Annotated in this window: 24 protein-coding genes and 1 rRNA gene; 16 read left to right on the top strand and 9 right to left on the bottom strand. The window is 66.4% G+C overall.

Going from position 1 to position 26983, the window contains the following annotated elements; genetic code table 11:
• Positions 1–102: ribosomal RNA gene (gene rrf / locus GD628_RS06975) — 5S ribosomal RNA — on the top strand; the annotation flags it as partial.
• A 1300-nt stretch (positions 103–1402) separates the two neighbouring features.
• Here rrf and GD628_RS06980 read toward each other — a convergent pair.
• Entirely contained in the window at positions 1403–1981 is a 579-nt protein-coding gene (locus GD628_RS06980; RefSeq protein WP_152274260.1) for a hypothetical protein, read from the bottom strand.
• Positions 1982–1987: 6 nt separating this feature from the next.
• Here GD628_RS06980 and GD628_RS06985 point away from each other — a divergent pair, with 6 nt between their 5' ends.
• The 10 genes from GD628_RS06985 to GD628_RS07030 all read left to right on the top strand — a co-directional run bounded on the left by GD628_RS06985 (position 1988) and on the right by GD628_RS07030 (position 11681).
• Positions 1988–2809, top strand: a complete 822-nt coding sequence (locus GD628_RS06985) for a tetratricopeptide repeat protein (protein WP_091605796.1) — start codon at positions 1988–1990, stop codon at positions 2807–2809.
• On the top strand, positions 2802–3797 hold the full coding sequence (locus GD628_RS06990) for an HAD-IIA family hydrolase (protein ID WP_152274261.1): 996 nt from the start codon (positions 2802–2804) through the stop codon (positions 3795–3797). The genes GD628_RS06985 and GD628_RS06990 overlap by 8 nt, the downstream gene beginning before the upstream one ends.
• A 9-nt stretch (positions 3798–3806) precedes the next feature.
• Complete coding sequence (locus GD628_RS06995) at positions 3807–4070, top strand: hypothetical protein (RefSeq protein WP_091605790.1); 264 nt, start codon at positions 3807–3809, stop codon at positions 4068–4070.
• Between the two features lies 1 nt (position 4071).
• Entirely contained in the window at positions 4072–4944 is an 873-nt protein-coding gene (locus tag GD628_RS07000; protein ID WP_091605787.1) for a TlyA family RNA methyltransferase, read from the top strand.
• A gap of 24 nt (positions 4945–4968) precedes the next feature.
• A complete protein-coding gene (locus GD628_RS07005) occupies positions 4969–5913 on the top strand; it encodes an NAD kinase (protein ID WP_091605784.1) in 945 nt (314 codons plus the stop codon).
• On the top strand, positions 5910–7634 hold the full coding sequence (gene recN / locus GD628_RS07010) for a DNA repair protein RecN (RefSeq protein WP_152274262.1): 1725 nt from the start codon (positions 5910–5912) through the stop codon (positions 7632–7634). Before GD628_RS07005 ends, recN begins: the two co-directional genes overlap by 4 nt.
• 18 nt (positions 7635–7652) lie before the next feature.
• Complete coding sequence (locus GD628_RS07015; RefSeq protein ID WP_091605779.1) at positions 7653–9347, top strand: CTP synthase; 1695 nt, start codon at positions 7653–7655, stop codon at positions 9345–9347.
• Positions 9348–9351: 4 nt separating this feature from the next.
• Positions 9352–10020, top strand: a complete 669-nt coding sequence (locus tag GD628_RS07020; RefSeq protein WP_091605776.1) for an NUDIX domain-containing protein — start codon at positions 9352–9354, stop codon at positions 10018–10020.
• Between the two features lie 162 nt (positions 10021–10182).
• Positions 10183–11178 carry a site-specific tyrosine recombinase XerD gene (gene xerD, locus GD628_RS07025; RefSeq protein ID WP_152274578.1) on the top strand — a complete coding sequence of 332 codons (996 nt, stop codon included), beginning with the start codon at positions 10183–10185 and terminating at the stop codon, positions 11176–11178.
• 35 nt (positions 11179–11213) lie between these two features.
• Positions 11214–11681 carry an 8-oxo-dGTP diphosphatase gene (locus GD628_RS07030; protein ID WP_338083415.1) on the top strand — a complete coding sequence of 156 codons (468 nt, stop codon included), beginning with the start codon at positions 11214–11216 and terminating at the stop codon, positions 11679–11681.
• A gap of 21 nt (positions 11682–11702) precedes the next feature.
• Here GD628_RS07030 and GD628_RS07035 read toward each other — a convergent pair whose 3' ends face one another.
• The 5 genes from GD628_RS07035 to GD628_RS07055 all read right to left on the bottom strand — a co-directional run bounded on the left by GD628_RS07035 (position 11703) and on the right by GD628_RS07055 (position 16519).
• Positions 11703–12173, bottom strand: a complete 471-nt coding sequence (locus tag GD628_RS07035) for a DUF4188 domain-containing protein (RefSeq protein WP_152274263.1) — start codon at positions 12171–12173, stop codon at positions 11703–11705.
• 20 nt (positions 12174–12193) lie between these two features.
• On the bottom strand, positions 12194–13330 hold the full coding sequence (locus GD628_RS07040; RefSeq protein WP_152274264.1) for a bifunctional 2-methylcitrate synthase/citrate synthase: 1137 nt from the start codon (positions 13328–13330) through the stop codon (positions 12194–12196).
• 82 nt (positions 13331–13412) lie between these two features.
• Entirely contained in the window at positions 13413–14327 is a 915-nt protein-coding gene (gene prpB / locus GD628_RS07045; protein ID WP_152274265.1) for a methylisocitrate lyase, read from the bottom strand.
• A complete protein-coding gene (locus GD628_RS07050; protein WP_152274266.1) occupies positions 14328–15845 on the bottom strand; it encodes an MmgE/PrpD family protein in 1518 nt (505 codons plus the stop codon).
• A gap of 26 nt (positions 15846–15871) precedes the next feature.
• Positions 15872–16519 (bottom strand): GntR family transcriptional regulator, encoded by a 648-nt coding sequence (locus tag GD628_RS07055; RefSeq protein WP_091605763.1) that lies wholly within the window; start codon positions 16517–16519, stop codon positions 15872–15874.
• A 207-nt stretch (positions 16520–16726) separates the two neighbouring features.
• On the opposite strand from GD628_RS07055, the gene GD628_RS07060 reads away from it, so the two are divergent.
• Complete coding sequence (locus GD628_RS07060; RefSeq protein ID WP_152274267.1) at positions 16727–18643, top strand: AMP-binding protein; 1917 nt, start codon at positions 16727–16729, stop codon at positions 18641–18643.
• An 81-nt stretch (positions 18644–18724) separates the two neighbouring features.
• On the opposite strand, the gene GD628_RS07065 is transcribed toward GD628_RS07060, so the two are convergent.
• A complete protein-coding gene (locus tag GD628_RS07065) occupies positions 18725–19420 on the bottom strand; it encodes a response regulator (RefSeq protein ID WP_338083408.1) in 696 nt (231 codons plus the stop codon).
• Positions 19417–21075 (bottom strand): sensor histidine kinase, encoded by a 1659-nt coding sequence (locus GD628_RS07070; protein ID WP_152274268.1) that lies wholly within the window; start codon positions 21073–21075, stop codon positions 19417–19419. The genes GD628_RS07065 and GD628_RS07070 overlap by 4 nt, the downstream gene beginning before the upstream one ends.
• A 189-nt stretch (positions 21076–21264) precedes the next feature.
• Between GD628_RS07070 and GD628_RS07075 the strand changes: the two genes are divergently transcribed.
• Positions 21265–22665, top strand: a complete 1401-nt coding sequence (locus GD628_RS07075; RefSeq protein ID WP_091605755.1) for a cation:dicarboxylate symporter family transporter — start codon at positions 21265–21267, stop codon at positions 22663–22665.
• A gap of 89 nt (positions 22666–22754) precedes the next feature.
• Here the strand turns inward: GD628_RS07075 and GD628_RS07080 are convergent, their stop codons facing one another.
• Positions 22755–24245, bottom strand: coding sequence for a sodium:solute symporter family protein (locus GD628_RS07080; RefSeq protein WP_226802467.1), 1491 nt, complete (start codon positions 24243–24245; stop codon positions 22755–22757).
• Between the two features lie 348 nt (positions 24246–24593).
• Here GD628_RS07080 and GD628_RS07085 point away from each other — a divergent pair, with 348 nt between their 5' ends.
• From GD628_RS07085 to scpB, 3 genes are read left to right on the top strand one after another with little or no spacing between them, the layout of a single operon-like run.
• Positions 24594–25493: a ParA family protein gene (locus GD628_RS07085; protein ID WP_425546168.1), complete on the top strand. Its 900-nt coding sequence runs from the start codon at positions 24594–24596 to the stop codon at positions 25491–25493.
• Positions 25471–26355: a segregation and condensation protein A gene (locus tag GD628_RS07090; protein ID WP_152274270.1), complete on the top strand. Its 885-nt coding sequence runs from the start codon at positions 25471–25473 to the stop codon at positions 26353–26355. The genes GD628_RS07085 and GD628_RS07090 overlap by 23 nt, the downstream gene beginning before the upstream one ends.
• A complete protein-coding gene (gene scpB / locus GD628_RS07095) occupies positions 26324–26980 on the top strand; it encodes an SMC-Scp complex subunit ScpB (RefSeq protein WP_152274271.1) in 657 nt (218 codons plus the stop codon). The genes GD628_RS07090 and scpB overlap by 32 nt, the downstream gene beginning before the upstream one ends.
• Positions 26981–26983: the final 3 nt, after the last annotated feature.

Below are 26983 nucleotides of genomic sequence, written 5' to 3' on the forward strand. Positions count from 1 at the left end.
GCGGGGGAAACGCCCGGTCCCATTCCGAACCCGGAAGCTAAGACCCGCAGCGCCGATGGTACTGCACTCGGGAGGGTGTGGGAGAGTAGGTCACCGCCGGACAATCATTACAGGTTCAGGCCCCGCAGGGTTGCGGGGCCTGAACTGCTTTAACACCACCGAACACCCACAGCCGTGGGCTCGTGGGTCGGGGGGCTGGTCTGGGGGATGGTTGCCGGCCCGGACCGTTTGCCCGGACAAGTTGCCGGGGACGGGCGCGGGTACCGGGGCCGGCGGCCCGCGCTGATCGGGTGTGTTCTTTGGGCCTGCACCCTGGTGCGGGCCCTTTCCGTGTTTAACCAGCCGTTGCCCCTGTCCTCGGGGTCTGGCCTGAACCAGGGGACTGGAACAGCTGGCCGGGACGGGGTTTCCCAGCTCCTGTGACTCCTGGCCCTTCCCGGGACCACACCAGGCACCACCAGCCACGACGGGTGGGAACCACCGCGGTGCGGAACCCCAGGGGCACCACCGGCCACGACGGGTGGGAACCACCGCAACAACCGGGTCCCAGGGGCACCACCGGCCACGAGGGCTGGGAACCACAGCAGGAACCGGGTCTCATGGGAAACACCGGTCACGACGACTGGGAACCACAGCAGGAACCCGGTCTCATCAGAAACAGCGGTCACGAGGGCTGGGAACCACCCACCCTTCGCTGTCTTTTCATCGGAGCACGGGGGTGGAAAGTGGGGAGCTTCACTGTGTGTCACACGCCGTAGACAGCCGATCGGATCGTGGTGCACGCGCTCTGCCGTAGAATTGGGGAGGACCCCGTGCGGTCCCCAAGACTTTTGCAGGTGTAGTCCTGCCAATTACCTACACATACATAGTGACGAGCGACTGCAGTTAAATTCCGTTGGTCGGCTCACGACGAGAGGAACTCAGCATGTCCGAGCAGAACAACCGGGAAGAGCGCGACAGCCAGGGACGACCCCGCGCGAACGATCGTAAGCCCCCGCAGCGCAAGTCCTACAACGACCGGCAGTCTTCCTCCGGTCGTCCCGCTCGTGACGGCGAGCGTAAGCCTTTTGGTAAAGAAGGCGCTTCCCGTAAGTCGTTCAGCAAAGACCGGGGTGATCGTCCGGGACGTGATGGTGTGCGTCGGTCCTTAAATTCGGATCGTGGTGAGCGTAAGCCGTTCAGCAGTGAGCGCGGTGAGCGTAAGCCGTTTGCCGGACGCGACGGTGAGCGTAAGCCGTTCAGCACGGATTCCGGTGATCGTAAGCCGTTCAGCAGTGACCGGGGTGATCGGCCGGGACGTGATGGTGAGCGTCGGTCCTTTAATTCGGATCGTGGTGAGCGTAGGCCGTTTGCCGGACGTGGTGAGCGTAAGCCGTTCAGCAGTGAGCGCGGGGAGCGGAAGTCATGGAATGATCGTCCGGGACGCGATGGTGAGCGTAAGTCGTTCAGCAAAGACCGGGGTGATCGGCCGGGACGTGATGGTGAGCGTCGGTCCTTTAATTCGGATCGTGATGATCGTAAGCCGTTCAGCAGTGAGCGCGGGGAGCGGAAATCCTGGAATGACCGTCCGGCGCGTGACGGTGATCGTAAGCCGTTCAGCAATGACCGGGGTGATCGGCCGGGACGTGATGGTGAGCGTCGGTCCTTTAATTCGGATCGCGGTGAGCGTAAGCCGTTCAGCAAGGATTCCCGTGAGCGTAAGCCGTTTGGTGACCGGCCGGCGCGCGATGGCGACCGCAAGCCTTTCCGCAAGGACGACCGTCCGCATCGGAGCAATGACCGCCCCCAGCGCCACGGCACCGAGGAAGCTCCCGTCACTGAGCGCAAGCACAACGCCCGGGACCTGCGCAGCGCCAACCGTGCCGGCCGCGAACGTTCTCCGGAGATTGACGACGACGTCACGGGCCAGGAGCTGGACAAGGTCACCCGCGCCCAGCTGCGCAACCTCGAAGAGGTCAACGGTGAGTGGGTTTCCAAGCACCTGGTGATGGCGGGCCGGTTGATCGATACCGATCCCGAGCTTGCCTTCCAGCACGCCCTGGCAGCAAGCCGCCGCGGCGGCCGCCTTGCAGCCGTCCGTGAAGCAGTGGCCCTGACCGCTTACGCGGCGGGGGAGTTCGGTGATGCGCTCCGCGAGTTCCGCACCCACCGCCGGATCAGCGGATCCAATGAATACCTGGCCATGATGGCGGACTGCGAACGTGGACTGGGCCGCCCGGACCGTGCCCTGGACCTGGTCCGTTCCGAGGAAGCTGCGGGACTGGACAATGCCGGCAAGGTGGACATCGCGATCGTTGCCTCCGGTGCCCGCATGGACATGGAACAGTACGACGCCGCTGTCAGCGCACTCGAGATCCCGCAGCTGGACAAGAACCGCGCCTTCTCCTACAGCCCAAGGCTCTTCCGTGCCTACGCCGATGCCCTTGAACTGGCAGGACGGGGCAACGAAGCCGAGCCGTGGCGCCGTCAGGCATTGCTGGCAGAAAGCGTCCTGGGCGTTGGCGCGTTCGCTGAGCCGGAGATCATGGACCTCGGTGAGGACGATGAACCGGCAGGCAAGCCGCGCTTCCGCCGCGACAGCGACAGCGACGGTGACAGCACGGGTCCCGACGCCGGCACGGGAGAGGACCGCTCCGGCAACTACGCTGAGCGCGTTGAAACCGAAGCCAACCCGGCCGACGTCGACGTCGACGCAGAGGAGGACGACGCCCTCCCCAGCGACGAGCGAGAATCCCTCCTGGGAGCCGAGGAAACCGAGTCCGACAGCGAGGATGAGGACGCCCGTTCGAGCGCGGACAGCAATGACTGAGCCGCTCCTCGGCAGGTTCGATGCCGTCTTCGCGGACCTGGACGGAGTTGTCTATGCCGGCCCCCATGCCATTCCCGGAGCGCCAGAGGCGTTGCAGGGGCTGGAGGGTGCCGGCGTAAAACTCGCCTACATCACGAACAATGCCTCGCGTTCCTCAGCGGCGGTCGCTGAGCACCTGCGTGATCTTGGTGCGCCCGCCACCGCGGAGAATGTCTTCGGTTCCGCACAGGCCGGGGCAGAGCTGCTGGCCGGACTGGTTCCGGCCGGCAGCAGGGTGCTGGTCACCGGAAGCGCAACGCTGCGGGACCAGGTGCGGGCCCAGGGCCTGGAACCGGTCGACTCGGCCGAAGAGAATCCGGCGGCGGTGATCCAGGGCTTCGACCCGTCGCTCGGCTGGAAGGACCTTGCCGAAGCTGCGTTTGCGGTCGCTGCCGGAGCCGTGTGGGTTGCCACGAACACGGACCTGTCCATCCCGCAGGCACGAGGCATCGCCCCGGGCAACGGCACACTGGTAGCTGCCGTCGCTGCCGCCACCGGTCAGCGTCCCGTGGTGGCCGGTAAGCCGGAAGCACCATTGTTTACGACGGCGGCACGCCATGTGGGTGTGGCCCGGCCGCTCGTCGTCGGGGACCGGCTGGACACCGACATCCTGGGCGGCACCAATGCCGGCTATGCGACTGCCCTGGTCCTCACCGGCGTCGACAGCCCGGCCGCGGCGCTGGCCGCGCGGACGCCGGAGCGGCCCAGCTATCTCCTTCCATCCCTGGCAGCCTTGTACGAGCCGTACCCGGCCGTCGAAACCGTTGAAGGTGGAGTCCGCTGCGGCTCGGCGACGGCCCGTGTTCGCGGGGAAGAGGTACTCATCGCGGCCCCTGAGGGGGATCTGGACGGATGGCGGGCGGCGTGTGCTGCCTGGTGGGAAGAACACCCGGATGCTGAGAAGGCAACGAATCCACAGGTCCGCTGGACTGTCAGCGCCGGGCGCTAGGCTGTGCCCGTGGAAGAAAGAGCAGAGACCGGCGGGGACTCCCCGAAACCGGAACTGACCGGGGACCCGGCTGTCGATGAGGTGCTGTCCGGCCTGTCAGACATCGCCGAGACGCCGGTGGGTGATCACGCTGCCCTCTACGCAGGACTGCACGACGGTCTGCTCGCGGCGCTCAACGAGGAACCAGGCCAAAGCCGCGGATCTGTGCCTGGCGCAGGTTCCACGGGCGTGACTCCAACCGCGGCGCCGCTTCCTGGACAGGGACCCGCTTAGCATGGCCCGGCTTGACCAGGAACTGGTGACCCGCGGCCTGGCCCGTTCGCGCACGCATGCCGCCAAGCTCATCGCCGCAGGACGCGTACAGCGCGGCCAGACCGTGCTCACCAAGGCGTCTGCACCCATCCGGCCGGAGGAACCGCTGAGCGTGGCAGACGACGGCGGACCCGACTACGTGAGCCGGGCCGGGCATAAACTCGCGGGTGCACTGGCGGCATTCCCCGGCGTGGACCCTACCGGTCTGCGTTGCCTGGACGCCGGTGCATCAACCGGCGGGTTCACCGATGTGCTGCTGCGCGCCGGGGCCCTGGAAGTGGCGGCGGTGGACGTAGGGCACGGCCAGCTGGTGGATTCCCTCCGCGCGGATCCACGGGTCCGGGTCTTCGAGGGCATGAACGTCCGCTACTTCACACCCGCGGACATTGGCGGCACCGTGGACCTCACCGTGGCCGACCTGAGTTTCATCTCCCTGACCATGGTGATCGCTCCGCTGGCAGCCGCCACACGGCCGGGAGGCAGCTTGCTGCTGATGGCGAAACCCCAGTTCGAGGTGGGCCGGGAGCTGCTGAACCGCACCGGCGTCGTGACCGATCCGGCACGCCACCGGCTCGCAGTCGAGCGGGTGGCCGGCGCCGCGCTGGACGCGGGTTTGGAAATCAGCGGAATCGCCCGCAGTCCTTTGCCCGGGCAGAACGGGAATGTGGAATTCTTTATGTGGATGACGGTCCCCCAGGGGACTCCCCGCGACGCGGCAGACCGGGCCGCAGCGGCGGCGGTACTCGTCAACGGGGTCTTTGGCGGACCCGGCGCGTTTGCGGAGGCGCCGCAGGGCGTAGAAGACTGGCGGGACGGCAACACACTTGCTCCGTAACGGGGCAGAACAGGACTGGACAAGATGAGCAGACGGATACTGGTGCTCGCGCACACCGGCCGGAAGGCCGCCATGGCTGCGGCCCAGGAAGTCTGCACCCAGCTGCACGCCGCCGGCCTGGTGCCGGTGATGCGGCGCAAGGATCTCGAGGACATCCAGGCCGAATACGGACAGCTCACCGTCCCCACCGAAATCCTCTTCGAAGATCTGCAGCTCGCGGATGTGGATCTCGGCATGGTGCTGGGCGGAGACGGAACCATCCTGCGCGCCGCCGAGCTGGTGCGGGACACCGAAGTCCCGCTGCTCGGCGTGAACCTGGGCCACGTTGGATTCCTGGCCGAAAGTGAACGCGAAGACCTGGAGAAGACCGTCGGCTGGGTCGTGGACCGGGCGTACACGGTGGAGGAACGCCTCACCATCGACGTGAAGGTGTGGCTGGACAGCACCCTGCTCGCCCACACCTGGGCCCTGAACGAAGCCGCCGTCGAGAAGGCGGATCGCCAGCGCATGCTCGAGGTAGTCATGGAGGTGGACGGCCGCCCCATTTCATCCTTCGGCTGCGACGGCGTTGTCATGGCCACCCCCACCGGATCCACAGCCTACGCTTTCTCCGCCGGGGGACCGGTGGTCTGGCCGGAGGTGGAAGCCCTGCTGATCACCCCGATCAGCGCCCATGCCGTCTTCTCCCGGCCCCTGGTGGTGGCCCCGGACTCAATTCTGGCGGTGGAGATCCTGACCCGGAACGCCGCCAACGGCCTGCTCTGGTGCGACGGCCGGCGCAGCCTCGACCTGCCCCCGGGTGCCCGCGTGGAAGTCACCCGGTCGGATGTTCCCGTCCGGCTGGCACGAACCCACCAGACGCCGTTCTCCGAACGCCTGGTCCGCAAATTCCAGCTGCCCACCCAGGGCTGGCGCGGACCGGCGAACCATCCCGCAGACGTAGCCGAGAGCGGAGGAGTGCTCCCGTGATCGAAGAAATCCGCATCCGGGACCTGGGCGTCATCACCGATGCGACGCTGACACTTGGTTCAGGTTTCACCGTGGTCACCGGTGAGACCGGCGCCGGCAAGACCATGGTCATCACCGCCCTCGGACTCCTCCTGGGCGCCCGCTCGGACGCCGGTGCGGTCCGCACCGGCGCCAAATCCGCGCTGGCGGAAGCGGTCGTGCGGCTCTCGCCGGACAGCCCGGCCCTTGTCCGCGCCGCGGACGCGGGCGCAGAGCTGGAGGAGTACGACGGCGGCACTGAACTCCTGGTGGCACGCACCGTCAACGCCGACGGCCGCAGCCGCGCACACCTGGGCGGACGATCCGCTCCGGTGGGCGTGCTGGCAGAGGTGGGCAGCCACCTGGTGGCGGTGCACGGGCAAACGGACCAGCTGCGGCTCAAGAGCACCACGGCCCAGCGGGAAGCCCTGGACAAGTACGCCGGGGAAACGCTCGCCGCAGCCATGGCTGCCTACCGGCAGGGCTATGACCGCTGGCGCGCCGCAGCAGCCGAGCTGACTGAGCTGCGCGAGACCGCCCGGGAACGCCTGCGCGAAGCCGAGTACCTTGCCGCATCACTTGAAGAGATCGACGCCGTTGCCCCGGAACCGGCCGAAGACGAGAACCTGAAAACCGAGGCGATGCGCCTGGGCAATGTCGAGGAGCTGCGGACAGCCTCAGTCGGCGCGCATTCCGCACTGGTCGCCGGGGATTTCTCCGACGGCTCGGACGCCACGTCGCTGGTTGACGCCGCCAAGCGCCAGCTGGAACTTGCCGGTGAACACGACCCGGCGCTGGCTGCCGCAGCCGGCCGGCTCGCCGAGGTAGGCTACATCCTCGCGGACATTGCTGCCGAACTGTCCAGCTACAGCGCATCCCTTGACTCCGATGGACCCGGGAGACTCGCGGAAGTTGAAGCCCGGAGGGCCGAGCTTGCCACCCTTGTCCGGAAGTACGCTCCCAGCATCGATGAGGTGCTCGAATGGGCCGAAACGAGCCGTGCGCGGCTGGCCGACCTGGGAGACGACGGCAACCGGATCGAATCCCTCGAAGCCGAACTGTCCGAACTCGAAGCCCGGCTCCGGGACGAGGCAGCCGGCCTGACCAAGCTCCGCACCGAAGCCGCAGCCGAACTCGGAGAACGCGTGAGTGCGGAACTGACCGCGCTGGCCATGCCGGACGCCAGGCTGGTCATCAACGTAGAGCCAACCGGTGAGCTTGGTCCGTACGGTGCCGATGCCATTGAGTTCCTGCTCGCGCCGCATCCCGGCGCCCCGCCCCGCCCGCTGGGCAAGGGAGCGTCCGGCGGTGAACTCTCGCGGGTCATGCTCGCGATCGAAGTGGTCCTGGCGGAGGTGGACCCGGTGCCCACCTTCGTCTTTGACGAGGTGGACGCCGGCGTCGGCGGCAAGGCGGCCATTGAAATCGGGCGCAGGCTGGCGATGCTCGCTCGGCATGTCCAGGTGATTGTGGTCACCCACCTGCCCCAGGTGGCTGCCTTCGCCGGCCACCACATCCGCGTAATCAAAACCTCTTCCTCCGCAGGCGACGGAACCGGCGTAACCGCCAGCGACGTCGTCGTGCTGGACCGCGAGGCCCGGATCAGGGAACTGGCCCGGATGCTCGCGGGCCATGAGGACTCGGAGTCGGCCCGTGCCCACGCCGAGGAACTGCTGGCGACGGCTGCCGTCCCCGGTGAGTAATACCCCAACCAACAAAAGGTGATAGGCTCGAATTCCGTGGTGCAGCGATCAAATTCCAGGTTTCCCAAGTCGTCTTCTACGACCAAACACATCTTCGTCACCGGCGGTGTGGCTTCTTCCCTCGGTAAGGGTCTGACGGCTTCCAGCCTCGGTCACCTGCTTCGGGCACGCGGCCTCTCGGTGACCATGCAGAAGCTCGATCCCTACTTGAATGTGGATCCGGGCACAATGAACCCCTTCCAGCACGGAGAGGTCTTCGTCACCGATGACGGTGCCGAGACCGACCTCGATATTGGACACTACGAGCGCTTCCTCGATGAGAGCCTCGACGGGTCCGCCAACGTGACCACCGGCCAGGTGTACTCCACCGTGATTGCCAAGGAACGCCGCGGCGAATACCTCGGTGACACCGTCCAGGTCATTCCGCACATCACCGACGAGATCAAGCGCCGGATGCGCCTGCCCTCCGAGGCGAAGAAGTCCCCGGACGTCATCATCACGGAAATCGGCGGCACCGTAGGCGACATCGAGTCCCAGCCGTTCCTCGAAGCGGCCCGGCAGGTCCGCCAGGACGTAGGACGCAACAACGTCTTCTTCCTGCACGTTTCCCTGGTTCCGTACATCGGCCCGTCCCAGGAACTGAAGACCAAGCCCACCCAGCACTCGGTGGCAGCCCTCCGTTCCATCGGTATCCAGCCGGACGCGATCGTCATCCGCTCCGACAGGCCCGTGCCGGACTCCATGCGGGACAAGATCGGCCGCATGTGCGACGTCGACGTTGATGCCGTCATCGGCTGCCCGGACGCTCCGAGCATCTACGACATTCCCAAGACCCTGCACTCCCAGAACCTGGACGCGTACATCGTCCAGCACCTGGGACTGAAGTTCAAGGACGTCGACTGGACCAAGTGGGACCGCCTGCTCGAGGCCGTCCACAACCCCAGGCACCACCTTGAGGTGGCGCTGGTCGGCAAGTACATCGACCTGCCGGATGCCTACCTCTCGGTGACCGAAGCCCTGCGGGCCGGCGGCTTCGCCAACAACACCAAGGTGAAGATCCGCTGGGTTCCCTCCGATGACTGCGCTACCGAAGAGGGTGCCCGCAAGGCACTGGACGGCGTGGACGCGATCTGCGTTCCCGGCGGCTTCGGGATCCGCGGCCTCGAAGGAAAGCTGGGCGCACTGAAGTTCGCCCGCGAGAACAAGATGCCTACCCTGGGCCTGTGCCTTGGCCTGCAGAGCATGGTCATCGAGTACGCCCGCAACGTGGTGGGCCTGGAGGGCGCGTCCTCGAGCGAGTTCGAGCCGGATACCAAGTACCCGGTCATCGCGACGATGGCCGAGCAGAAGGACATCGTTGCAGGTCAGGGAGACATGGGCGGAACCATGCGCCTGGGTCTCTGGGACGCCAAGCTGGACGAAGGTTCCGTTGTGGCCAAGACGTACGGCAAGACCGCCGTCGCCGAACGCCACCGGCACCGCTACGAAGTCAACAACGCCTACCGCGAGCAGATTGCCGAAGCCGGCCTGGTCTTCTCCGGAACGTCCCCGGACGGCCAGCTCGTGGAGTTCGTAGAACTCCCCGAAGAAGTCCACCCGTACTACGTCTCCACCCAGGCGCACCCGGAACTGAGCTCGCGGCCCACCCGTCCCCACCCGCTGTTCGCCGGCCTGATCAAGGCTGCGCTGGCACACCAGGGCGCGGAGGCGTAAGGACATGAGCGAGGACCGGGGGTTCGCCGACGAACAGAGTCCGCGACGGCTGCTGGAATCTTCCGTGGCCTACAGCGGTCCCATTTGGGACGTGGTGAGCGAAAAGTTCACCCTGACCGACGACGGTGAACCCCTGGTCCGCGACTTCATCCGGCACCCAGGTGCCGTGGCCATTCTGGCAATGAACGAACAGGGCCAGATCCTGCTCATCAACCAGTACCGCCATCCGGTACGGATGACACTGTGGGAAATCCCCGCCGGGCTCCTGGACGTCGAAGGCGAGGACTACCTCACCGCCGCTGTCCGTGAACTGGCCGAGGAAGCAGACCTCGTTGCCGAGGACTGGAACGTCCTCACCGACCTCTTCCTCTCTCCCGGGTCCTCCCGAGAGGAGCTCCGCATCTACCTTGCCCGCGGCCTGCACGAGGTCCCCGAGGCCGAGCGGCACGAACGCTTCCACGAGGAAGCGGAAATCAAGATGCTCTGGGTGGATCTCGACGACGCCGTGAAGGCGGTCCTGGAAGGGCGGATCCACAGCCCCTCGGCGGCAGCGGCAGTACTTGCGGCTGCTGCGGCGCGCAGTACCGGCTACGCCGGCCTGCGTCCGGGGGATGCGCCCTGGCCGGAACACCATTCGGAGCATCACGCCTGGCCCAACGGTTCCGTCCGCTAGGGGGAACCAATGCCGTCAAACGTTCCTCCATCCAGTGCCGGAACGGACGGCGCCCAGGCCGTGCCCCGGCACAATGACACCGTCGAGCTGGACCTTTCCGCCCAGCTGAACCCCACCCTCGTCCTCGACCGGGCAGAACTCGCAGCCCAGGAGCAGGCGGAAATGCCCAAGGCTCCCGCCCCGGCAGCCCGCAGTTCCCGGTCCGCAGAGGAGGAACTGCGTTCCACCGCCGTCGGCCGTGCCATTGGTGCCTACCTGCAGCACATGGCCGTCGAACGAGGGCTGGCCCGCAATACGGTGGATGCCTACCGCCGCGACCTGCTGCGTTATGCGCGTTTCCTTGCCGCCGGCGGACGCACCTCCGTCACCGATATCACCCGGCACGACGTCACTGCCTTTGCCAGGTCCATCGCGGAGGGGTCCGACGGCGCCTCCGCCCTCAGCGTGCGCTCAGCCGCCCGGACCATCGTTGCCGTGCGCGGACTTCACAAGTTCTGGGCGCTGGAAGGGCTGACGGAGCAGGATCCCGCCGCAGACGTACATCCGCCGCTTCCGGGCAAACGCCTGCCCAAGGCCATTAGCGTGGATGAGGTGACGCGCATCCTGGAAGCCGTTCCGCTGGACACCCCCACCGGGCTGCGTGACCGGGCCCTGCTTGAGTTCCTCTATTCCACCGGCGCACGCATCAGCGAAGCTGTGGGCCTGGATATCGACGACCTCTCACTTGAACGCATCCCGGCCAACGGCCCGGACGTCGTCCGCCTGTTCGGCAAAGGGTCGAAGGAACGCCTGGTGCCGCTCGGCTCCTACGCTGCACGGGCATTGGACGAGTACCTCGTCCGTGGCCGGCCCGGCGCAGCGGCCAAGGGGAAAGGCACCCCGGCACTCTTCCTCAATGCGCGTGGCGGACGGCTGAGCCGGCAGAGCGCCTGGACGATCCTCAAGACCGCCGCCGAACGGGCGAAGATCGACCGGGATGTTTCCCCGCACACCCTGCGCCATTCCTTCGCCACGCACCTGCTGGAGGGCGGTGCGGACGTTCGCGTAGTCCAGGAGCTGCTTGGCCACGCGTCCGTCACGACGACCCAGGTGTACACACTGGTCACGGCCGACACGCTGCGTGAAGTCTATGCCGCGGCCCATCCGCGGGCACTGTGAACCCGGCCGGGCAGTCGCCGCGGGCAACCCCGGTGGTGCTGTGCTTCCTGATGCGCGAAACCCGCGGCGGCGGGCAGGAAGTTCTGCTGGGGCTGAAGAAGACCGGATTCGGTGTTGGCCGCATCGTGAGCCTGGGCGGACACGTGGAGCCGGGAGAGACCCCCGAGCAGGCCGCCGTCCGGGAAGTCTTCGAGGAATCCGGGGTCAGGATGGCGGAATCTGATCTTGAACCGGCCGGGACCATCGAATTCGTCTTTCCCGCGAAACCCGAATGGGACATGTCCACGGTGGTCTACCGCAGCTGGAACTGGCTGGGGGAGCCGTCCCCGTCGTCGGAAATCGATCCTGCCTGGTACCCCGCAGGCTCCATTCCGTACCCGCACATGTGGGAAGATTCGGCGCACTGGCTGCCGCGCGTGCTCGATGGCGACTACTTCGCCGCCGTCATCACGCTGGCGCCGGACAATGAGTGCGTGGCAAGCGTCGTCTTTTCCTCCACCTAGAGGGCTGGATGGCCCCGCCGTTCAGGCAGCCCTGCGCGCCGGTCCCGGCCGCTGTGCAGCCCGGCTTCCTGTCCCGGCTTCTCGGCTGCCGGTTGCGGCGGCCAGACCGGTCAGCGGCATGCCCACGTACATCGGCTCTGCCCGGTTCACCACGTAGGTCTCATGCCAAATACCTACGGCACCGGGTGCGCTGCGTGCCCGGCGGTTGAATTCCGCCCAGGCCGGCCGGTGTTCGGCACCGGTGTCACTGGCGTAGGCGTCCTCGGGGGTTCGCCAGTACTGGACCACCAGCGGGCCGCCTGCACCCATAGTGATGCGGTAGCCCAGCAGTCCTGAACCGGCGTCGGCCGACAGCTCCGCGAGCATCCGCGGCATGGCCATAAATACCGGTATCCAGAGATCCGGGCGGTGCAGGCGGTTCACCCGCATGCCGATCAGGAGCTTCCCGGATGAGACACGAATGCCCGCCGCAGGAAAACCTGCGGCGGGCATTCGTGTTTTGAACCGGGCCTTTAGGCCAGGTGGCGCTCGTCCGGGCCGTTGTATTCACTCAGCGGACGGATCAGCGAGTTGGCTTCCAGCTGCTCCATGATGTGCGCGGTCCAGCCGGTGATCCGCGCCGCTACGAACAGCGGAGTGAAGGTTGGCGTGTCGAAGCCCATCAGGTGGTAGGCCGGTCCCGCCGGATAGTCCAGGTTGGGCAGGATGTTCTTCCGCTCCGCCATCGCCGTTTCCAGCGCCGTGTAGAGCTCGCCGAGGTCCGGACGGTCATAGTGCTTGATCATCGCGTCCAGTGAAGCCTTCATCGTGGGAACGCGGGAATCACCGTTCTTGTAGACCCGGTGGCCAAAGCCCATGATCTTCTTCTTCTCGGCCAGCGCCTCATCCAACCAGGCAGCGGCGTAGGCGGCAGCTTCGTCCTCCTCCGCGGTGGCCTCGGTGATCTCCTGGAAGGTGTGCATCACGGCCTCGTTGGCTCCGCCGTGCAGCGGACCCTTCAGTGCACCGATGGCTCCGGTAACCGCCGAATGCAGGTCCGCCAGCGTGGAGGTGATCACCCGCGCCGTGAACGTGGACGCATTAAAGGAGTGCTCCGCGTACAGGATCATCGAGACGTTGAAAGCGTCCACCACCTCGGGGGCGGCTTCCTCACCGAAGGTCATCCAGAGGAAGTTGGCCGAGTACCCCAGGTCTTCCCGTGGCTCCACCAGGTCCTCGCCGCGCCGGCGCCGCTGGTCATAGGCGACGACGGCAGGCATGCCGGCGAAGAGGCTCACGGACTTTGCGAGGTTGGCCTCTGCGCTGGAATCGTCCGCAGCCTCGTGCTGGGCACCCAGGACCGAGGCAGCCGTCCGGCACACATCCATCGGATGGCAGGTGACCGGCAGCGCGTCGATGACCGCCTTCAGCTCCGGAGACAGTGCCCGCTGGGAACGCTCGGCGTCGGTAAACACCGCGAGTTCATCCGCCGAGGGCAGCTCTCCGTGCCAGAGCAGGTAGGCAACTTCCTCGAACGAGCACTTGGCGGCCAGCTCCTGGACAGGGTAGCCGCGGTAGAGCAGCGAGTTCGTTTCCGGGTTGACCTTGGAAATGCGGGTGGTGTCCACCAGCACTCCGGCCAGGCCCTTATGAATCGTGGTGTCGGTCATTGGGACTCCTTCGTCGTGGTGCGCAGGTCAGCGGTGGTGCAGTGCCTTCTTTGGTGAGTATGCCGGAATGGAACGTCCGGGGTCAGGCCGACGCCGGGGTGCCGGGGACCTGGAAATTGAATACCGAGGTATCGAAGCGGTTGTACGCCTCATAATCCACCAGATCGTACAGGCGCGCACGTGTGAGCATGCTGGGAACACTGGCGGCCTGGGTGCCGTCGGCCTTGATGGTCTCCAGCGTCCGCTCGGCAGCGCCCATGGCACTGCGCAGCAGCGTCACCGGGTAGATGACTATGTTCACGCCTGCGGAAGCGAGCTGGTCATAGGTGAATAGTTCGCTCTTGCCGAACTCGGTCATGTTGGCCAGGATCGGGACGTCGACGGCGGCGCGGATGGCGGCGAATTCCTCCACCGTCTTCATGGCCTCAGGGAAGATCGCATCTGCGCCTGCCTCGACGAGGGCGCGGGCCCGTTCCTGGGCGGCTTCCAGGCCCTCGACCGCGCGGATATCCGTACGGGCCATGATCAGGAAGTTCGGGTCCCGGCGGGCATCGGCGGCAGCGCGGATCCGCTTGGTGGCGGTGTCCAGGTCCACCACGTTCTTGCCGTCCAGGTGGCCGCAGCGCTTCGGGTTGAACTGGTCCTCGATATGGCAGCCGGCCAGCCCGGCGTTCTCCAGCTCCTGGATGGTGCGGGCAACGTTCATCGGCTCGCCGAAGCCGGTGTCGGCGTCGACAATGGCCGGCAGGTCCGTCATCCGGGCAATCTGTCCGGCGCGGGCAGCCACCTCGGTCAGCGTCGTCAGGCCGATGTCCGGCAGGCCCAGGTCATTGGCCAGGACTGCGCCGGAGATGTAGACGCCGGAGAAGCCCTTTTCCTGGATGAGCCGTGCGGACAGCGGGTTGAACGCTCCCGGGTACTGCTGGAGGGTGCCTGATGCCAGGCCTTCGCGCATCGCGATGCGCTTCTGCTCAGGGGTAGTGGAGGAGTACAGCATCTAGAACAGTCCCTTCGGTGCGGCGGCGGGGTCGATGACGCCTGCTGCGGCGTTGATGTTGAGCTGGCCGAGTTCCCCGGCCGCGAGTTCGGGGAGGCGCTCGGCGGCCGCAATGAAGCGGTCCATTTCCTCCTCCGAGACCAGTCCCGCCGCCAGCGTGCGGAACTTGTGGATGTAGTCGGCGCGGACGAACGGCCGGGCACCAAGCGGATGGGCGTCGGCCACGGCGATCTCGTCCGTGATCACGGTGCCGTCCGCCAGCGTGATGTCCACCCGGCCGCCGAAGGCCTTCTCCGCAATGTCCACCGAGTGGTACCGGCGGGTCCACTCGGGATCCTCCACCGTGGTGACCTTGTGCCAGAGCGCTACGGTATCCGGGCGCCCGGCACGTTCGGGGGAGTAGGAATCAACGTGGTGCCAGGCGCCGTCCTGCAGGGCGACCGTGAAGATGTACGGGATCGAGTGGTCCAGGGTCTCGCGTGACGCAGTGGGATCGTACTTCTGCGGGTCGTTGGCGCCGGAGCCGATGACGTAGTGGGTGTGGTGCGAGGTGGAGATCAGCACCGAGGCAACGTTGGCCGGGTCGGCCGTCTCGGGGTGCTCGCGGTGGATCTTCCGGGCCAGGTCGATCCAGGCCTGGGCCTGGTACTCGGCTGAGTGTTCCTTGGTGTAAGTGTCCAGGATGGCACGCTTCGCCTCGCCCGGGGCCGGCAGCGGCACGTCGTAGGAGGCATCGGGCCCGTCGAGCAGCCAGGCAATGACACCGTCTTCGCCTTCGTAGATGGGGGTGGGGGAGGTCTGGCCGCGCATGGCACGGTCCACGGCCTCGACGGCCATCTTCCCGGCGAATGCGGGTGCGTGCGCCTTCCAGGTGGAGATCTCACCCTTGCGGGACTGCCGCGTTGCGGTGGTGGTGTGCAGTGCCTGGCCCACGGCCTGGAAGATGGTCTCGGTGTCCAGGCCCAGGAGGGTTCCAATGCCGGCCGCGGCGGAGGGACCGAGGTGGGCGACGTGGTCGATCTTGTGCTTGTGAAGGCAGATGGCCTTAGCCAGGTCCACCTGGATTTCGTAGCCGGTGGCGATGCCGCGCAGCAGGTCCGCGCCGGATGCGCCGGTGTGCTGGGCAGCGGCCAGGATCGGAGGAATGTTGTCTCCGGGGTGTGAGTATTCCGCGGCGAGGAAGGTGTCGTGGTAATCCAGTTCACGGACGGCCACCCCGTTGGCCCAGGCGGCCCACTCGGGGGAAGTCTTTTCCTGGACACCGAAGACAGAGGCTCCGGAACCCCCGGAAGACGGCGTGAAGGACAGCGCCTGCGCCCGGGCGGCGACGATCGGTCCGCGGTTCAGGGATGCCACGGCCACGGAGGCGTTGTCGATGATGCGGTTAATGACCATGTCTGCGACGTCGTCCGTGACGTCCACGGGGTCGGCGGCAACAGCGGCGATCTTCCAGGCCAGCTGCTCCTCGCGGGGCAGGTTTTCCTCACTGCGGTAAACACGTACGTGATGCGTTTTCAAGGCGTGGTCCTCTCGGGTGGTTCGTCTCAGGGGTGGTTGACGGTGGTGAAGTGTTCAAGGCTCTTGTGCAGATGGACTTTGGTGGCGGCTGCTGCGAGGGCGGGGTCCCCGGATGCGATGGCCGCTGCAATCGTGGCGTGTTCGCCGGCCGTCTCGCGCAGCCGCGCCGGGTTGTCCTTCGCCAGCCGGCGCACCCGTGCAAGGTGCAGCCGCACGTTGACCAGGGCCTGCGCCAGATAGGGATTGGCGGCAGCTTCGTCGATTCCGGCGTCCAGCCGCGCCACGAGGGCGTAGTACCCGCGCCGCGCCGGGTCTTCGCCGGGATCCGCGTCCAGCCGCGCCGCCGCTTCCTGGAAATCGCTCCGCAGTCCGCGGAAGATCTCGGGCCGGCCCCTTACCGCCGCGAGCGAGGCCGCCTGGCATTCCAGGGCTTGCCGCAGTTCGAAGAGCGCGAGCACGGTTTCAGGGGAGATGGGCGTGACGACGACGCCGCGTCCGTTGTGCGGAGCGGTCAGCCCGTCCGCGGTAAGCCTGGCGAGGGCCTCGCGCAGCGGAGTCCGGGAGACGCCCAGCCGCTGGGACTGTTCAACTTCTCCCAGCACGGTTCCCGGGGGCAGCCGCCATTCGACGATGTCCTCCCGCAGCATGGCGTAAGCCTTGTCGCTGGCCCGCATGGTAGCCCTTCCCACGATGTCTCTTGCTCGCCTCAGTGTATACACAGAAAGGGTTATCGTGCAGCAAGTCTCCCGTTTGCTCCGGCCGTGAGCACGTTGTGTATACACATGGGGGTTTCCACAACCCTCGCGGTCGCCTACGATGGCCGGTACGCACGGTTGCGTGCGCCGCGACCACGCGAACGGACCGCGAATCGAGGAGGATTCATGGGAACTGCCGGCTACGCCGAAACCTATGCCGCCAGCGTCAATAACCCGGAGGCGTTTTGGCTGAAGGCAGCGGACCTCATCGATTGGGATGTCCGGCCGCAGCGGGCGCTGGATGACTCCGGCGCCCCGCTGTTCCGCTGGTTCCCGGACGGTGCATTGAATACCAGCTACAACGCCCTTGACCGCCACGTACTGGCCGGGCGCGGCAGCGAGACTGCGCTCGTGTACGACTCAGCGATGCTCGGCAGCCAGCGCACCTACACCTTTGCCGAACTGCTCTCGGAGGTGGAGACCTTCGCCGGAGTACTGCACGGGCAGGGTATCCGTGCCGGGGACCGTGTGGTCATCTACCTGCCGATGATCCCCGAGGCAGTGATTGCCATGCTGGCCTGCGCCCGGCTGGGCGCGGTGCATTCGGTAGTGTTTGGCGGCTTCGCCGCCACTGAGCTGGCGGCACGGATTGACGACGCCCGTCCTGACGCCGTGGTGACCGCCAGCGGGGGACTAGAGCCCAAGCGACGCGTGGAGTACCTCCCCACCGTCGCCCAGGCACTGGAGGCATCAGCCCACCCGGTACGCGCCGTCGTCGTCACGGCCCGCGAGGGTTTTGCCCACACGGCAGCGGAGTTCGACGGCGCGGGCGGCGCAGCCTGGCTGGACTGGGCCATGCTGGCCGCCTCTGCCCGTCCACAGGGACCAGTCAGCGTTGCCGCCACAGACCCGCTGTACATTCTCTACACCTCCGGAACCACGGGTTCACCCAAGGGCGTGGTGCGGGACAATGGTGGCCACGCAGTGGCCCTGGCCTGGTCAATGGCCAATATCTACGACGTCGCTCCGGGCCAGACAATGTGGACGGCCTCCGACGTCGGCTGGGTTGTGGGGCACTCCTACATTGTGTACGGACCGCTGATTGCCGGTGCCGCCACAGTCCTGTACGAGGGCAAGCCGGTGGGGACTCCCGACGCCGGTGCGTTCTGGCGGGTGGCGGCCGAACACGGCGTCGACGTTCTCTTCACCGCGCCCACAGCGTTGCGGGCCATACGCCGGGCAGACCCCGATGCCGCCCTCACCGCGGGATATGACCTCTCCGGCCTCAGGACCCTCTTCGCCGCGGGGGAACGGCTGGACCCGGAGACGTACCGGTGGGCCTCCGAATCGCTGGGCATCCCGGTGGTGGACCACTGGTGGCAGACCGAAACCGGATGGGCCATCTGCGCGAACCCCATGGGACTGGACGCGCAGCCCCTGAAGGCCGGTTCGCCGACCTTCCCTGTCCCGGGCTTCCGGGTGCGGATTGTCGACGGTGCCGGCGCGGAGGTTCCGCCCGGGGCAGAGGGGAACATTGTCCTGGACCTGCCGCTGCCGCCGGGAACCCTCGCAACGCTGTGGGGCAGCGATGACCGTTACCGTGCCTCCTACCTGGAAGCCTTTGAGGGCAGCTATGCCACCGGCGACTCGGGCTACCTGGACGAGGACGGCTACGTGTTTGTCATGGGGAGGACTGATGACGTCATCAACGTGGCAGGCCACCGGCTTTCCACCGGAGCGATCGAGCAGATTGTTGCCTCGCACCCTGCCGTTGCCGAATGCGCCGTGATCGGGGTGAAGGACAGCCTTAAGGGACAGCGGCCCTGTGGGTACGTGGTCCTCAAGGCCGGAGCGGAAGCTGTGGAGGAGGAAATCCAGGCTGCGCTCGCGGACCTGGTCCGCACCAGGATCGGCCCGGTGGCCGATTTCCGCGAGGTCCGGGTGGTGGAGGCGCTGCCAAAGACACGTTCCGGAAAGATCCTGCGCAAGACCATGCGCCAAATTGCTGACGGGGATGACTTCACCGTGCCCTCCACCATCGAAGACCGTTCAGTGCTCGATGACCTCATCCCGCTGCTGCGTCCCGATCCCGCCGCATCCTGACCCATCGCCGAGAGGCCAGTTACGGCTGTTTAGAGCGCTCAAAAGAGCCGTAACTGCCCTCTCGCCGGACGGCAACGGGAATCAGCGGCGCCAGGCGTACTCGAGCTCGGGCCGCCCGGGAGACCCGTAGCGCGGGGTCCTCAGGACCGCCCGCTGGGCCGTGAGGTGCTCGAGGTACCGGCGCACGGTGATCCGTGACATGGACAGTGCGGCAGAGACTTCCGAGGCGGACATCGGGGCCCCGGCCTGCTTGAGGGTTTCGGACACGGTCTGGAGTGTTTCCGGGGACAGCCCCTTGGGCAGGACTGCCGGTACCGCCGGACGGAGGGCGGCCAGCGCACGGTCCACCTCGGACTGAGTGGCGGAGGAGCCTTGACCGGCCAGGTTCGCGTGGAACTCACGGTAGGCCCCGAGCTTGGTGCTGAACGCTGCGAAGGTGAACGGCTTGATCAGGTACTGGGCAATTCCCGCAGACATCGCCTGCCGCACAACCGGGAGTTCACGCACCGCGGTAACGGCAATGACGTCCGACGGGATCCCCGCACCGCGGATGCGGCGCAGCAGGTCGAGCCCGTGGAGGTCCGGCAGGTTCATGTCCAGCAGCACCAGGTCAACGTCCGCCTCCGGTGCCTGCAGGAACTTCAGGGCTTCGGCCGCGGTGTGGGCAACGCCGGCCAGCGTGTACCCGTCGGTGCGGCGCACATACTCCGAGTGCACCTCCGCCACCACCGGTTCGTCCTCCACCACCAGGACCCGGATAAGCCGTTCCGCGATCACCGGTGTGCTCCCTCGGGCAGGGGCAGCAGCACCGTGAAGCGCGCGCCGCCGCTTTCCGCCGTTGGGTCCAGCTGAAGCGTCCCGCCAAGCCGGAGCACGGCCTGGTTCACCAGGGCGAGGCCAAACCCGCGGCCGGTGCCGGGCAGGGAGGCCTTGGTGCTGAATCCCTGTTCGAAAATGCGCTGGCGTGCTTCAGCCGGTACCCCCGGCCCGCTGTCCTGGACGCAGAGCCGGAAACCCGGACGTCCGCCGTCGTCCACCACCGCCAGATGCACGGTGATGTGCGGGTCGGGCAGGCCCTGGACGGCATCCATGGCGTTGTCCACGAGGTTCCCCACAATGGTCACCAGTTCGCCGGAGTCCAGCAGGGCAGGCCCGGTCCCGTCTTCCGGTTCCGGCTGCAGCACCAGCTCCAGATCGATTCCGCGCTCCCGCGCCTGTGCCCTCTTGCCCGCCAGCAGGGCGGCCAGCGCAGGCTCGCCAACAGCGCTGACGACGTCATCGGCCAGCTGCTGGGACTGCTCCAGGTCCCGGGTGGCGAACTCGAGTGCCTCCGCAGGGCGGTCCAGCTCGATCAGCGACACGACGGTATGGAGGCGGTTGGCATGTTCGTGTGCCTGGGCCTGGAGTGCGTCGGTGAGCGTCCGCATTGACTGCAGCTGACCGGTCAGGGCCTCCACCTCCGTGTGGTCCCGGAGGGTGGTCACTGTTCCCAGCCGCCTGGGTTCACCAGTTTTCCTGCCGCGGCCGGCACCCGCCGCCCCCGCGGCCACGGCGGGGGACTGGCTGATGACCAGGATGCGGTCCTTCGTGAAGTGGAATTCGTCGACGGCGGTGCGCCCGGAGCGCAGCAGCTCCGCCAGCGGCTCGGGAAGGCCCAGGCCGCGGAAATCGGTGGGGCCCTCCGCCGCCCCGTCCGGAAGCCCCAGCAGCTCTGCGGCCTGGTCGTTGCGGAGCACCAGTTCGCCGTCGTTGTTGATCAGCAGCAGGCCCTCCCGCAGCGAATGCAGCGCGGCGTCGTGGAAGGCGAAGACGCCTGCCAGCTCATCCGGGCGGCGGTCCTGCGTGGTCCGCCGCAGGTAGCGGGTGAGCAGGAGGGAGGCCAGGGTTCCCCAGGCCAGGGCGGCAGTCGCGATGATGAACAGTCCCGGCAGCTCGGCATCGCGGGCGATCGCTACCCGGTCCACGGTCAACCCGGCAGCCACCAGTGCCCGAACCTCGCCGCGGCTGTCCAGCACCGGCACCATGGCCCGGACCGAGGGACCCAGGGTGCCCGTGTAGACCTCGGTGAAGGAGGTGCCGGCCAGGGCCTGGTCCACGGACCCGATGTACTGCCTGCCGATCTCGGACTCGTTTCGGTGCGTAAAGCGCGTCCGGTCCGGAGCCATAATCGTGAGGAAGTCCACGTGCGCAGAGCCCATGACTTCTGCGGCATAGGGCTGGAGCGCGGCGCTCGGGTTCTCGCCCGTGACCGATTCAAGCACGAACGGGTCCGCGGCGATCGTCTCCGCGACGGAGAGCATCCGGTCCGCGGTTTCCTCGTAGCTGTGCTGTTCCGCCTGGACGTAGAGCGCCCAGGACAGCCCGGCGGACAGGCAGAGGATAAACGCCAGCTGGCCAATAAGCAGCCGGCTGGCCAGGCTCCACTTGCGCAAGTATCTCCTTCGGTGCGGCAACGCGCATTCTGGTTCCCCGGCGGCTGGTTCCCGGGGGATCTCCGTGAACAGTATGAACACAACCGTGACCACCGTCACACGGGGCGGAGAGGATGTAGCCGGATTACTTCCGGTTCCTGCTGCGATTCGCCGCCGGGGCCCAGCTATCAACGAAGCTAGGAGCATGCGATGGCCTCTGCCACCATACCCGGCGGCGACCAGCCCACGGTCAAAGCCAAAAAGAAGGACCGGACACACGTCCTCTACATAGCCGTGATCGCTGCCGTGATCCTGGGTGCAGTTATTGGACTGGTAGCTCCCGAGCTCGGCAAGTCCATGAAGCCTCTTGGTACAGCCTTCATCGGCCTGATCAAGATGATGATCGCACCGGTGATTTTCTGCACGATCGTCCTGGGCATCGGCTCGATCGCCAAGGCTGCCACTGTCGGCAAGGTTGGCGGCCTGGCGCTGGGCTACTTCATTGTCATGTCCACCTTCGCGCTGGCCATCGGGCTGGTCGTAGGCAACTTCATCCACCCCGGTGAAGGCCTGGACCTCCAGTCGTCCGGAGCCGCTGCACCGGCCGCACCGGAAGAGGACGGCGGGACCGTAGGGTTCCTGCTGGGGATCATTCCCACCACACTGCTCGCTTCGTTGACCGGTGAGTCGATCCTGCAGACCCTCTTCGTGGCACTGCTCGTCGGGTTCGCGCTGCAGAAAATGGGCAAGGGCGGCGCCCCGATCCTCAAAGGCATCGGCTACATCCAGGTGCTGGTCTTCCGCATCCTGATGATGATCATGTGGCTCGCCCCGATCGGCGCCTTCGGAGCCATCGCCGCCGTCGTCGGCGAAACCGGCGTGCAGGCGATCGTCTCCATGGCCACCCTGATGATCGCGTTTTACCTGACCTGCGTGCTGTTCATCGCCGTCATCCTCGGCGGACTGCTGAAGATTGTCACCGGGTTCAACATCTTCAAGCTGATGCGGTACCTCGGCCGGGAATACCTGCTGATCTTCTCCACCTCGTCCTCCGAGGTGGCCCTGCCGCGGCTTATCGCAAAGATGGAGCACCTGGGAGTTTCCAAGCCGGTCGTCGGCGTCACCGTTCCCACCGGCTACTCCTTCAACCTGGACGGCACGGCCATCTACCTGACCATGGCCGCACTGTTCGTCGCCTCCGCGATGGGAAAGCCGCTGGAGCTCGGTGAGCAGATCTCACTGCTGGTCTTCATGATCATCGCCTCCAAGGGCGCTGCCGGTGTTACCGGTGCGGGCCTCGCGACCCTCGCCGGCGGCCTGCAGTCCCACCGCCCGGACCTGATCGAAGGTGTTGGCCTGATCGTGGGCATCGACCGCTTTATGTCCGAAGCCCGCGCCCTGACCAACTTCACCGGCAATGCCGTCGCCACCGTGCTGATCGGCACCTGGACCAAGGAAATCGACAAGGACCAGGTCCGCCGGGTCCTGGACAAGGAACTTCCGTTCGACGAAGCCAGCATGAACGTCGACGCCGGGTCCGGCGAACCGGAACCCACGGAGGAATCCCGGGAAGTGGAGAGCGCCGTTCCCGCAGCCGGCGGCCGGTCCTAGCCCGCGCCCGAAGGCCTAGAAACCGGCAGACAAAAGGAACGCTCCCGCACCTGGCGGGAGCGTTCCTTTTGTCTGTTTTGTCTGCTCAGCTACTGGGCGCGGGAAGCGTCCACAGTCTCGCCTGCATCTGCCGCGTCCAGCTGCGCCCGGCCCGCCACGCGGTCCTCCCAGGCGGACATCACTGCGGGGTCTGTCCGCGGCGTCAGCAACGAGACCACGAAGTACACCGCCGCGGAGGCGATGAGGCCAAAGTAGATGGGTTCGTTGGCGTATACGCCGTCATACGGAGCATCTCCGGTGATTTCCAGGTAGATCATGGTGGAGAGGGTTGCCACGGTTCCGGCGACCATGGAGGCTGCTGCGCCGAAGCCGGTGCCCCGCTTCCAGAACAGTCCGCCCAGGATCGCGACCAGCAGGCCGCCCACCAGGATGTCGTACGCAATGGTCAGGGCCGCCACGACGTCCTGGACCACAATGGCCAGCAGGATCGTCACGACGCCCAGGCCCAGGACCCAGGCCTGGCTGCGGGCGACGTCGTGCTCCGGGTTTTCGGCGGACGGAGCGTCGGTGCCGGTGGCCTTCGAACCGCCGAACCAGCTGCGGACGTAGGGCACGACGTCGGTGCGCGCCACCGTGGCGGCCGCAATGAGGGAACCCGAGGCAGTGGACATCATGGCCGCGACGGCGGCAGCCAGGACCAGCCCGCCCAATCCCACCGGCAGGATGTTCATGGCGACGTCCGCGTAGACATCGTCCTTGGATTCGATGGCCGGCAGGACGACGGAGGCTGCCATGCCGATCAGGGCTCCGGCCACGCCGTACAGGATGCAGTAGATGCCGGCCGCGGTGCCGCCCCAGCGCGCAATCAGGGGTGTGCGGGCTGTGAAGACGCGCTGCCAAATGTCCTGGCCGATCAGCAGGCCAAGGGTGTAGACCACAAAGTACGTGATGATGCTCTGCGCGCCGATGCCGGTGATGCTGAAGAACTCAGCGTCCACGCGTTCGCGGATTCCGTCGATGCCGCCGGCATTGGCGAAGGTGAAGGGCAGCATCAGCGCGAACACGCCGATGGTCTTGATGATGAACTGCGCCATGTCCGCGAGGGTGATGGACCACATGCCGCCGATCGTGGAGTAGATGAGTACGACGGCGCCGCCTACGGCGATTGCCAGCCAACGGTCCCAGCCGAAGAGCACGACGAAGATGGTGGCGTACGCGCCCGTGGAGGTGGCACACAGCATCAGGGTGTAGGCCAGCATGACAACGGAGGACATGCGGGTTGAACCCGGGCCGTAACGGAGCGAGAGCATCTGGGAGACCGTGTAGATCTTCAGCTTCTGCAGCTTCGAGGCGAAGAGCAGGCTGAGCAGCAGGACACCGGCGCCGATGGCCACTACGAGCCACATTCCGGAGATGCCGTACTGGTAGCCAAGGCCCACGCCGCCCACGGTTGACGCGCCGCCCAGGACTACGGCAGCCATGGTTCCCGTGTAAAAGAGCGGGCCGAGCCGCCTGCCGGCTACGAGGTAGTCGCTCTCATTCTTGGTGCGGGACTTTCCCCACCATCCGAAAGCAAGCATCCCTACGAGATAAGCCACAACGATCGCGGCGTTTATGTATTCCACATTTGGTCCTGTCGGTTCGGCGGACTGGGCTTTGACGTGGACCTGCGCCTCGTATTGCCTCACAGTCAACATCTGTTTACCTAGACGCTAACCGCCGAGCGGAAAATGCGTCAATGGTTTCGGCGAAACTGATCCCGCCCGGCCGGACCGGCCCGCCGTCCCGTGGATCAAGGTTCGAGTTAAGGTTGAGCGTCAAGGCTCGCAGGCGTTACGCGCCCGGATTCGCGGTATCCGTGTTGCACGGTTGTAACCTTGGAAAGGACAGCCAGCAGGACAGCTAGAGACGGAAGCGTGGATTTATACGTGAGCAGCGAACAGAGTTCCACAACTCTGCAGGACGAGGCACAGGGCGCAGCCGGCGAAGCCATGGGTCCTACCGGCCGGCCGCTGACTGAGTTCCCCGAGCCTCCGGTCCTGACTTCCCATGGTCCGGCCCGCATCATCGCGATGGTGAACCAGAAGGGCGGCGTCGGCAAGACTACGTCCACCATCAATCTCGGTGCCGCACTGGCAGAGGCCGGACGCAAGGTCCTGCTGGTGGACTTCGACCCGCAGGGCGCCCTGTCCGCCGGGCTGGGCACCAACCCGCACGAACTGGATGTCACCGTCTACAACGTGCTCATGGACCGCAAGGTGGACATCCGCGATGCCATCCAGGAAACGCACGTTGAGAACATCGACCTCCTGCCTGCGAACATCGACCTCTCCGCCGCCGAAGTCCAGCTGGTCAACGAAGTTGCCCGCGAACAGGTCCTGGAACGCGCGCTGCGCCGTGTCTCGGACGACTACGACGTCATCCTCATCGACTGCCAGCCCTCCCTGGGCCTCCTGACCGTTAATGCGCTCACCGCCGCCCACGGCGTGATCATTCCGCTGATCTGCGAGTTCTTTGCCCTCCGCGCCGTGGCGCTGCTGGTGGAGACTATCGAGAAGGTCCAGGACCGGCTGAACCCGGGCCTGCAGGTGGACGGCGTTCTCGCCACGATGTACGACGCGCGCACGCTGCACAGCCGCGAGGTCATTGGCCGCCTGGTGGAAGCCTTCGGGGACAAGGTCTTCGAAACCGTCATCAAGCGCACCATCAAGTTCGCCGATGCCACCGTCGCTGCCGAACCCATCACCTCCTACGCCGGAAACCACGCCGGCGCTGAGTCCTACCGCCGGCTGGCCAAGGAACTGATTGCCCGCGGCGGCGCTCCCTAGCGCCGCAGGGGATACGGCCGCCGCGGCCGGGTTCGAGGTCCGGCTGGAGAACTTCCGCGGCCCGTTCGACGTGCTGCTTGGGCTCATCAGCAAGCATGAGCTGGACATCACTGAAATTGCCCTTGCCACGGTCACCGACGAATTCATCGGCTATATCCGCGCGCTGACGGCTTCCGGCCAGGGCTGGGCGCTGGACGAAGCGAGTGAGTTCCTGGTGATCGCGGCAACGCTCCTTGACCTGAAGGCAGCCCGCCTGCTTCCGGCTGGAGACGTGGAGGACGACGACGACATCGCCCTGCTGGAGGCGCGGGACCTGCTCTTCGCCCGGCTACTGCAGTACCGCGCCTTCAAAGAGGTTGCCTCCCTGATGGAACGCCGGCTCGAGGAAGAAGGCCTCCGCTTCCCGCGGGACACCGCGCTGGAGCCGCACCTGGCTGCCATGCTCCCGGAACTGGTCTGGAAAACGAGTGCCGGTGAATTCGGTCAGCTGGCACGGAAGGCGCTCGAACCCAAACCCGGTCTGCCCACCGAAGTCGGCCTGGCACACCTGCACGCACCGCGCGTCAGCGTGCGGGAACAGGCGCGGATTATCGGGGCCAGGCTCCGGCAGGGCAGCCCGCTGACGTTCCTGGAACTGGCGGAAGGGGCCACACCGCTGGAAATTGTTGGCCGCTTCCTCGCACTCCTGGAGATGTTCCGCGACGGAGTGCTGGCCTTCGACCAGCCTGAGCCGCTGGGCGAGCTGAAGATCACCTGGACCGGAACCGGCTTCCTTGACTGGTCCGCCTCCACCCTCACCGATGAATACGACGACGCTGACGAGGAGACCGATGCAGCCGCAGCTCTCGAACCAGGGCACTGAAAACACCTCCGCGGCCAACGGTGGAGGCGTCGGGGGCCGGCCCGGCGGCGTACGTGCCGCAGCCGAAGCGGTATTGATGGTGGCCAGCGAGCCGGTGAGCGCCGCGAGCCTTGCCGCAGCACTGGGAATTGGCGCCGCGGCGGCCGAAGAACTCCTTGACGGTCTGCGCAAAGAGTATGACGGCTATACTGGGGACGGACCTGACGGACTGCGCGCAGTTGAACCGCGCGGTTTTGAGCTCCGGGAAGTTGCCGGCGGCTGGCGAATCTACTCCCGCCCCGCCTTCGCCGACGTCGTTGGGCAGTTCGTTCTCGAAGGGCAGAGCGCCCGGCTTTCCCAGGCCGCGCTGGAAACCCTGGCAGTGGTTGCCTACCGGCAGCCGGTCACCCGCGGACGAATTTCGGCCATCCGTGGAGTCAACGTGGATTCCGTGGTCCGGACGCTGATCCAGCGGGGGCTGGTAACTGAATCCGGAACCGAACCCGAAACCGGTTCACTGCTCTACGTGACAACCCCGCTTTTCCTGGAAAAGCTGGGTCTGGGCAGCGTAGAGGAACTGCCGCAGATCGCACCGCACTTGCCCGGGCTGGAAAACCTCCCGGAATTTGAAGAAACTACTTACTAACCG

Source organism: Arthrobacter koreensis (genome assembly GCF_009193255.1).
Classification (GTDB): domain Bacteria; phylum Actinomycetota; class Actinomycetes; order Actinomycetales; family Micrococcaceae; genus Arthrobacter_B; species Arthrobacter_B koreensis.